The sequence below is a fragment of the Clostridium sp. HBUAS56017 genome, from assembly GCF_007115085.1.
GTDB lineage: Bacteria > Bacillota > Clostridia > Clostridiales > Clostridiaceae > Clostridium > Clostridium cibarium.
In genome coordinates this window covers 1-9995 of the sequence record NZ_SULK01000025.1, presented here as the reverse complement: position 1 = coordinate 9995, position 9995 = coordinate 1, and the positions used below count along the sequence as shown (strand labels likewise).

General features: G+C 29.1%; 8 protein-coding genes. 1 reads left to right on the top strand and 7 read right to left on the bottom strand.

Translation table 11 applies throughout. The features are described 5' to 3' along the window. The 7 genes from asnB to FAY47_RS16975 all read right to left on the bottom strand — a co-directional run. Positions 1–1768: asparagine synthase (glutamine-hydrolyzing) (gene asnB, locus FAY47_RS17005; protein WP_243129652.1), on the bottom strand; the 1768-nt coding region annotated here is incomplete at its 3' end. 210 nt (positions 1769–1978) lie between these two features. Further along, positions 1979–2182 carry a cation transporter gene (locus FAY47_RS17000; RefSeq protein WP_143318130.1) on the bottom strand — a complete coding sequence of 68 codons (204 nt, stop codon included), beginning with the start codon at positions 2180–2182 and terminating at the stop codon, positions 1979–1981. A gap of 26 nt (positions 2183–2208) precedes the next feature. Further along, positions 2209–4428: a heavy metal translocating P-type ATPase gene (locus FAY47_RS16995; RefSeq protein WP_143318129.1), complete on the bottom strand. Its 2220-nt coding sequence runs from the start codon at positions 4426–4428 to the stop codon at positions 2209–2211. Between the two features lie 14 nt (positions 4429–4442). Next, complete coding sequence (locus FAY47_RS16990; protein ID WP_143318128.1) at positions 4443–4709, bottom strand: metal-sensing transcriptional repressor; 267 nt, start codon at positions 4707–4709, stop codon at positions 4443–4445. Between the two features lie 959 nt (positions 4710–5668). Continuing rightward, a complete protein-coding gene (speD, locus tag FAY47_RS16985) occupies positions 5669–6487 on the bottom strand; it encodes an adenosylmethionine decarboxylase (protein ID WP_185966881.1) in 819 nt (272 codons plus the stop codon). A 124-nt stretch (positions 6488–6611) separates the two neighbouring features. Continuing rightward, complete coding sequence (locus FAY47_RS16980) at positions 6612–7502, bottom strand: metallophosphoesterase (protein ID WP_143318126.1); 891 nt, start codon at positions 7500–7502, stop codon at positions 6612–6614. 104 nt (positions 7503–7606) lie between these two features. Beyond that, positions 7607–8593 carry a DUF4474 domain-containing protein gene (locus tag FAY47_RS16975; protein ID WP_185966880.1) on the bottom strand — a complete coding sequence of 329 codons (987 nt, stop codon included), beginning with the start codon at positions 8591–8593 and terminating at the stop codon, positions 7607–7609. A gap of 218 nt (positions 8594–8811) precedes the next feature. Here FAY47_RS16975 and FAY47_RS16970 point away from each other — a divergent pair, with 218 nt between their 5' ends. Then, positions 8812–9843, top strand: a complete 1032-nt coding sequence (locus tag FAY47_RS16970; protein WP_143318124.1) for an HAD family acid phosphatase — start codon at positions 8812–8814, stop codon at positions 9841–9843. Positions 9844–9995: the final 152 nt, after the last annotated feature.

The following is a 9995-nucleotide window of genomic DNA, read 5'->3' as shown; positions in this document are numbered from 1 at the left end:
TAGAATTATCCTTTTCATCTTTAAGATGTTCATCTAGAAGTTCCATAACATAATCTTTTTTTATATATCTATCTACCTTTGAATCATTTATAGTTCTTCTGACTACTTCTCCAAGCTTGCTTTTTAACCATACCCTTATAGGTGTTGGAAAACCTAATTTTTTTCTATCAACAACATGTCTTGGAACTATATTTCTAAAAGCTTCTCTAAGTAATAGCTTTGTATTTTTTCTAGAAACTCTTTGTTTTAGAGGAATTTTTTCTGCCACCTTTAATACCTCTTTATCTAAAAAAGGTACTCTAAGCTCAATAGAATTAGCCATAGACATTTTATCACCTTTTGCTAAAATATCCCCTATAAGCCAAGTATTAATATCAATATTTTGCATAGTTGTAACATAGTCATATCCTTTTTCTTTACAATCATTATATATTCTTTTTACTACATTTTGAAAATCATTATTTGGATTATAATTGACTAAAACTTTCTCTGTTTCTTCATTATTAAAAATTTTGGCATTTCCAATATATCTCTCCCTCAAAGGAGTAGTTCCTCTTAACAAGAAATTTTTCCCTACTATATTAGGTAACTTTTTTGCAATAAAATTAATGAACTTCTTAATTATTTTAGGTAGCTTAAAAACTTTCTTTAGAGGATAATATTCTTTATATATATTATACCCCGCAAATAATTCATCAGAACCTTCTCCTGACAATACTACCTTAACATGTTTGCTGGCTTCCTTTGATAAAAAATATAAACCAACAGCAGAAGGATCAGCAACTGGATCGTCAAATTTATATACTACATCCTTAATTGCATTAATATAATCATTTTCCCCTACTTTAATATAAGTATTTTCAATATTTAACTCTTCACTAGTCTTCTTAGCAACATCTATTTCATCATATCCTTCTACATCAAATCCTACAGTAAAAGATTTTATTTTAGGATTTTTTTTGCTAGCTATAGTTGCTATGATAGATGAATCAACACCTCCAGATAAAAACGTTCCAACCTCAACATCTGAAATCATATGAGAACTAACTGAATCTACCATAACATCATAAACTTCTTTTCTATCAATTATTTTTTCTTGATTAAAATTCACCTTATGATAACATCGAAAACTTATTTTGTTATCTTTAACTGTGAAATAATGTGCTTGCGGAACTTTTTTTATTTCCTTTATCATGGTCTCTTCACCTGGAACATATTGAAATGATAAATATTTTTGAAGGCTATCCTCATTAACAGTTGGATGCTCTAGAAATGGTAATAATGCCTTATATTCTGATGCAAATGCAATTATATTTTCATTATCTATATAATATAATGGTTTTATTCCAAACTGATCTCTAGCCCCAAATACTTCCTTATTTTCTTTATCGTATATTAGAAAAGTAAACATTCCCCTTAAATCATATATAGATTTTTCTTTCTTTTCTATATAATCAGTAAGTAATACTTCTGTATCAGAATTTGATATAAAATTGTACCCTTTCAATTCAAGATATTCTTTTATATTCTTATAATTATAAATTTCACCATTAAATATGATTTCGTATGAATCTTTTTCAAATGGTTGATGTCCATTTGCCAAATCAATAATACTAAGTCTTCTAAACCCCAGAAAAGCACTATCATCTTCATAAATACCTATATCATCTGGACCCCTATGCTCAATAGTTTTTAATGATTCAAGAACTTTTTCCTTATCTACTTTATAGGTATCTTTTTTAATGAAAACCGAAACATGTCCACACATAAATTACTGCTCCCTTTCCTGCTTTAATTGCTCTTATAATAAATAGTAATTTTATAGTTACTATTTATATGTATTAACTTTACAGAATATTAGTTCTATCATTTTATCGTCATGTTTCATTATCCTATAATATATGCTTAAATACGTGAATTTGACAAAAAGAAACCTACTAAAATGAAAATTTCGCATTTTAGTAGGTTTCTTTACTGACTATTCTATTCCAACAACATCATAGCCTTCTTCTTCTACAGCTTCCTTTAGCACCTCATCTGATGTTGTAGATTCAACTATTGCACAGTTATCTTCTAAACTCACCTCAACTAAAGAAACTCCTTCTAAAGCTTCTAAAGCCTCTTTAACGTGTGCCACACAATGATTACAACTCATGCCTTCTATTAATAATTTCTTTTTCATATTTATCTCCTCCTATATTATATTCTTTAAGCTTTAAACTTTCTAAGTCTTAAAGCATTAAGTAGTACTGATACTGAACTTAAACTCATAGCTCCAGCAGCTATCATTGGATTTAAAAGCGGCCCTCCAAATATATGAAGCACTCCCATAGCAACTGGTATTCCTAAAACATTATAACCAAATGCCCAACCTAAGTTTTCTTTTATATTTTTTATAGTTGCTTTACTTAACTTAATTGCAGTTGCTACATCTGTTAAGTCACTTTTCATAAGTACTATATCTGCTGATTCTATAGCTACATCTGTTCCAGAACCTATAGCTATACCTATATCTGCTTTTGCTAATGCTGGAGCATCATTTATACCATCCCCAACCATTGCAACTTTATATCCTTGTTCTTGAAGTTTTGCTACTTCATTAGCCTTATCTTCCGGAAGAACTTCTGCTAAAACTAAATCTATTCCCACTTGCCTAGCTATAGCTTCAGCAGTCTTTTTGTTATCTCCTGTTATCATAGCTACCTTAATTCCTAAATTCTTAAGATTTTCTATTGCCTTTTTACTATTTTCCTTAACTATATCTGCAACAGCAATTATGCCTTTAAGTTCTCCATCTATAGCAATATACATAGGCGTTTTTCCTTCTTCTGCAAATTTATCTGATTTTGCATTAAACTTATCTATGATTATATTCTTATCTAGCATTAATTTTTTATTCCCTAGAAGAATATTTTTATTTTCTATCTTAACTTCAATTCCATGACCTGGAAGTGCATTAAATTTCTCTATCTCTTTGAGCTTTAACCCTTTTTCCTCAGCACCCTTTACTATTGCTTCCCCTAAAGGATGTTCCGAACCTTTTTCTGCACTTGCAGCTAATATAATGATTTCTTCTTCTGATATTTCATCTACTATAATATCGGTAACCATCGGCTTTCCTTCAGTAATTGTACCAGTTTTATCAAATACTACAGTATTTAACTTATAGGTAGTTTCTAAAGCTTCTCCACCTTTAATTAATACACCATTTTCTGCACCTTTTCCTGTACCAACCATGATTGCTGTTGGGGTTGCTAGTCCTAAAGCACATGGACAAGCTATAACAAGTACTGATATAAATATTGTAAGTGCAAACACATTGTTTTCACCTGATATTTTCCAAGCTAAAGATGAAATTACGGCAAGTCCTATTACTATAGGAACAAAATAGGATGAAATTACATCTGCAAGTTTAGCTATCGGTGCCTTTGACCCCTGTGCATCTTCAACTAATTTAACTATTTGAGCTAATGCAGTATCTTTTCCAACCTTTGTTGCTTTGTATTTTATAAATCCTGTTTTATTTAAGCTTCCACCAATAACAGAGCTTCCTATTTCCTTTTCAACTGGGATACTTTCCCCTGTCAACATAGATTCATCTATTGAAGTATTTCCTTCAACTATTTCTCCATCAACAGGTAACTTTTCTCCTGGTTTAACTATAACTATATCGCCTACATTAACATTTTCAGCTTTTACTTGTAGTTCTCTGCCATTCCTTTCAACAGTTGCGACCTTAGGAGCCAGCCCCATAAGTGCCTTTATTGCTTCAGAGGTTTTCCCTTTAGATACTGCTTCTAAATACTTACCTAAAGTAATTAAAGTCAATATTACTGCTGCTGATTCGAAATACAAATTCATAACATAATGTACTTCACCTTCAGTAATTTTAACTATAGCAAAAACTCCATATAAGAATGCTGATAAAGTTCCAATTGCAATTAATGAATCCATATTAGGACTAAGCTGAAATATATTCTTTATCCCAACTTTGTAAAATTTGAAACCTATAAACATAACTATTAAAGCTAATACCAGCTGCACTAATGCAAAATTTAATGGCTTCATTTCAGGATCAATTATAGTAGGCAAATGCATGCCTAGCATATGACCCATACTTATTACAAGTAGCGGAATTGTAAAAATTATTGATATTATGAACCTTCTAAATAACCTACTCCATTCAGTATCAGATTTATCTTTCTCTTTGACTTTACTTTCCTCTACAAGTTTATATCCTGCTTTTTCTACTACTTCTTTTATTTTTTCATCATCTATCACTTCATTATTCATAGTCAATGTAAGTTTTTCTGTTGCAAAATTAACACTAGCATTTTCAATCCCTTCTAGCTTTTTCACAACTCTTTCAACTCTATTTGAACATGCTGAGCATGTCATTCCCTCAACTAAAAAAGTTTTATTTTCCATATTCCACACCTTCTTTATTTTGACATTACTTTTTCTAAAATACTTATTATTTCTTCTATCTTAATATCTGCATCTCCTGTGCTACATGCATCCTTAACACAAGTGTGCATATGCTTCTTTAATATAATCAAGTTAGCTTTCTTTAGTAAGGACTGAGCAGCCATTATTTGATTTGAAATATCAACACAATATCTTTCATCTTCTATCATTTTAATGATTCCTTCGATTTGTCCCTTTGCCGTCTTTAAAGATTGCATAGCTTTTTTTCTTTCTTCATTCATATTTTTCCTCCTCCCTCCCCCGGGGGGTGTTGTAGTTTTATTATATTCCTTTTTTTCTTTATGTCAACATGATTTCAAATTTATTATTGGCTTAAATTGTTTTTATATACATCACGGATAAATCAATTCTTAGTTAACAAATCATGATGAATGATTAACATTTAAATAAAAAAAACACTCCTCTATATCTGTTTCATTAAATATAGCTATAAACTATATCAAATTTCCCAGAATACAAAGGAATGTCAGGTGTAGGCCAATTAAATTGTCTAACAGTTTCAATATCCATTGTTAACAAGGACTTGAATTGTTAGTCCATCATCCTAATTTACTATTTGAAATATCATTTCATCCAAACATTAAATTAGAAACTCTAAATTTTTATAACTATTATACAAAAGTTCTTGAAGATCTTACCTCCTATACAACTTGTACAATATTTTCTCAATCTCAATAATATATACTAACAGGGATAGTTACCTTGCTATTATTTTTATAAACTGAGAAAACTAAGATAGTTTGTTACTATAATTAATTAAATAAAAAACAGAGACATATTCGAATTTTCCAATCTATATAATTCCCCTTAGAACTATTATCTACAATTTTTTTCTAAACACTTTTAGTATTTAATTTATTGTTGCAGAAATATTTATGAAGTCTAACTAACTTGTAGTACCCCCCAGTAACATAAGCTATTCAAAGCATTCATTATCCTCTAGTTCTATACTTCAATCTATTAATTACTACTTACTAATTAAGTAACAATACTTTTCTTTAATACTATTCTACATAAATTTTATATAATTTAAATTTTTTTCTCACATCTTCCATTTATTTAATCCTCAACTCTATAATATTTTATTTCACGACATTATAATAACATTTCACGACTTGAATCCAAAAAAAAAAAAGCAGTCTCATCTATATCTGAGACTGCTTTTTATACTACATCCATACTAATATATATTCGTTCCACTGAAAATCTCTATCATCTCTTTACGCAGATTATTTGTAATTTCGAGCCTTTCCTTTGGCTTAAGTTCATATACATCTTTATTAAAAAGATAATTTTGTAGTTCAATTTCTTTAATTAACATTTTTGTGTGAAATATGTTAGACTGATATACATTCATATCCATAGCATCATATTTCTTTAATGTATTTTCATCAATATAATCTTGTATTGATTTAATTTTATGGTCTATAAATAACTTTTTACCATCAACATCTCTGGTGAATCCTCTAACACGATAGTCTATTGTAATAATGTCAGAATCAAAACTTTCTATTAAATATTTTAATGCATTCAATGGAGAAATTTCTCCACAAGTGGATACATCAATATCCACACGAAAAGTAGCAATTGAATTATCCGGATGATATTCTGGATATGTATGAACTGTTACATGACTTTTATCTAAATGTCCAACTACCGTTTCTCTTGTTTTCAATATATCTATTTCACCATGATTACAAGATTTGTCAACTAAATGAACTGGCAGTGCTTCTTCTGAAATAAGAATCGTCACACTAGCACCTTGTGGGTCATAATCTTGTTTAGATACATTAAGTACATGCGCTCCTATAATCTCAGTTACATCACAGAGAATTTTTGTAAGTCTTTCTGAATTGTATTGCTCATCAATATAAGCAATATAGTCCTTTTGTTCTCGCTCACTTTTTGCATAGCATACATCATAGATGTTAAAGCTAAGTGTTTTTGTGAGGTTGTTAAAGCCGTATAATTTCAGCTTGTTTTCCAACCCTAACATCACACCCTTTCTAATTAAAATTTTATAGCAATGCAATTATACTATATCGTTAATCAAAATTCTACTTTTTATGTAGGAAATTTAGTGGTATATGATGAAAATTTAGTTTTTTTCAATATATCTATTACTACTTAAAATATTCTCGTATTTTTGTAGGTCCTGCTATTATATCTTTTCCAATATACAAAGTACCATCATCTTTTGTTTTCATACTCCATTTTATTAAAACTATTTCACCATGTTCAATTTCTATTCCTGTTATACATCGTGGATGCACGCAGCTTCCATCATTAAAATAAGGAGCTTCACCAACCTCTGGAAAAATTGGTTTATGAGTATGTCCTGCGATAAGCATGTGCTTTTCTTTTTTAACCCATTGAACTAACCTCTTTTCAACTACTTCCTTTTTTGCATAATTCTTAGCTGGGCTAGTTGGATCATTAAATCCAAACAAATTTAATGGTTTCCAAAAAAACCTAACTAAAAATCTATTTAATTTCCATAATCTATAGTTTCTATAATTTCCTTGATGTCCATGTATTAAAAATATCTTATCTCCAGTAAATTTATGTTTCAATATTAATCCTTCCCCTATTTTTATATTATCAAACAGAGAAAAATTCTTCTTTTCACGTTCATCAAAATATTTATACAAATTATCTTTTACAAATTCATCACTCTGCTTAACTATATCATGATTTCCATAAATAAAATAAAGCCTACCTCTTCTATAAAATTTCCTTAATAGCCAGAAAATATCACTATGTGCATGAATGATTTCAGACATATCACTATTTTCCCAAAGTTCATCTCCATCTCCAAGTTCTATATAAGTAAAATCTTCCTTGTAATAGTGTGTTAAAGCTGCAAAATAAAGATTTTGATTTTTCGAGAAATCATCTCCCCAGCTTCCATTTCCTCTATGACAGTCACTCATTAAAATTATCTTTGAAGAATTATCAAATAATACTTCATCAGCTGATTTATAGACTTCAGATATGTGCTCTAATAAACTCATAATATTTCCTCCACATAAAATACTACTAAATGATATGTTTAAAAATTTATTTTTTATTTAAATACTAGTAGAAAAGCAGGAATTTAACTTCCTGCTATATAATATTAGTCAATATAACTTCTGATTTTATCATATATCTTAAATATTCCTTTAATATTTCCTATATTTATAATATCATTAAACATTTCAGGAAACTCCTCTGAAACGGCCTTCATTTTCTCTTCCATACTATTATATGAACCTGTTAATTCATTATACTCATTACATAGCCATTGATTTTTTCTTTGTTCTCTCCTCTCTATCTCTTGTGTTCTAGAAACAGGTTGTGCTGTATGTGGTCTATCAAATTTCAAAATTACTGTATTCTTCTTTTTTACTATAATTTCTGAATTGGTATATCCTGCTTTCTTTAGCCCATTAACAAATTTATAGCACATCTCTCTATCTTTTAAATTGATCTTTATATGCATTTTTAATTCTGAGGGCTCTGAAAACATACCAAGTTTAAATCCTGTTAACCACCAATGCTTTTCTGATCTATTGAAAACTTTTTTTCCATCTTTAATTAAAACTACAGACATCTGCAATCTATCTTCATCACTTACACATTCATAAAAGGGCCCTTTGTAGACACCTGGAACATCTATATCATGATTTTTCATTTTATAAACCCCTATTTCACACCCTGTAGCTACCCCATATTGACCTTTCCAAAATTCAATTAGCCAATTTTCTCCTCTATACTCAAAAGGTATAGGCTCACAATCTATTACCATTCCTAAAGGTGTAGTTGATTCGTCATAAAGTTTACAATACCCCATGCTTCTTTGCCAAACATCCATATTGTAATAAAATATATCTTGTTTTGAATCATAAGAATAACCAGCTAATTCTATTACTTTATTAAATATTTCACTGCTTGTCCCTTTTTTCATGAAAAGCTTACGAAACTTTTCTTTTACTCTTGCTATTACATTAGCCATTAGCTCACATATTTCAAATTCAAATATAATCAAAATGACTAAAATTAAAATTAGAGAAATTGGAAACCATGACTCTTTTATTATTTGCAAATTAAGTCCTTCAAACATAAAACTCACTCCAAATATATTGTTATATACCATAATATTCTTAACGTATCAGTTATGTTAATGTTTTATTTATAATCTTTTTAATTAAAATATAATTTTACAATTAAATTCACCTTAAAATATCTTTAAATTATGTATTATTATACCTCATAGTGTAAATTTTAGTATATAATTTATACATAATATCTAAAAATCAATAAATATAAGGAGATTATCACATGAATAAAAATTTAAAAACAAAAAAGTTATCATTATTTCTTGTTCTAACAACGATATTGTCTATTTTTTTTAGTAACACTATCGTATTTGCTGCTAATAACTTGTCCTCATCAGTTATATTTGCCACCAATTCTCAAATAAAGTATTTTGATTTTAAAAAATCCCAATTCACACCTCCACCAAGAACCGACTTTAGTTGGTTTAATAAAAATATAGTAAGTGTACACACACCTCACCATAATGGTTATGATTCAATAGTTACAACTAATGAATCTCAATATATTGAAGGAAAATTTCAATATGGTGACTTTAATAAGGATTTAGAAAATGAATGGATTTCCATATATGAATATTCTCTAGATTCTAGTACAAGTCATTGGGAAAAGTTAACTAGATTAAAAACTAATAGCGACGGACGTGTTAAATATACTATTCCAAATTCAATGAAATTAGCTCCTGGATTACATTTAATCAAACTTTATGTTGAAGGTGATGGTACTGAAGCTAATATGTATCTACAAGTTTTAGATACTAGTAAAAAATATGTTATTTTTGATATTGACGGCACCCTTACCACCAGTGATTTTGAAAATGTTAAAGAATATACAAGTGAACTTACAAATATAAATTACATACCTCAAATGTACTCTAATGCAAATGATGTAGCAAAATATTATAGTTCTAAAGGTTATAATATTCTTTACTTAACAGCTCGCCCTTATTGGTTAACTGAAAATAGCCAAAGATGGCTATTAGAAAAAGGATTCCCTATGGGCTTAGTACATACTTCTTATGGAAGTAGCTTATTAATAGGACAAGCTGCAGCTGATTATAAGGCAAATTACTTAAAACAATTACAAACTAAAGGCATTCAATTTTGCTATGGCTATGGAAATGCACAATCAGATGTACAAGCATATTCTAATGTAGGAATTAACAAAAGCAACATATTTATCATTGGATCAGAAGCAGGAGTTTTAGGCTCTACTCCAATAACAACTTACTCTGAACACTTAAAAATATTACATTAAATTTAATCCAAACTATTTTATCTTCAAATATTAAAAATAAGCACTGGTTAAATTTCAAATTATATTCCAAATCGAGTAGGAGGTAGATAATTATTTTATCTACCGACCTCTCACACCACCGTACGTACCGTTCGGTATACGGCGGTTCATTA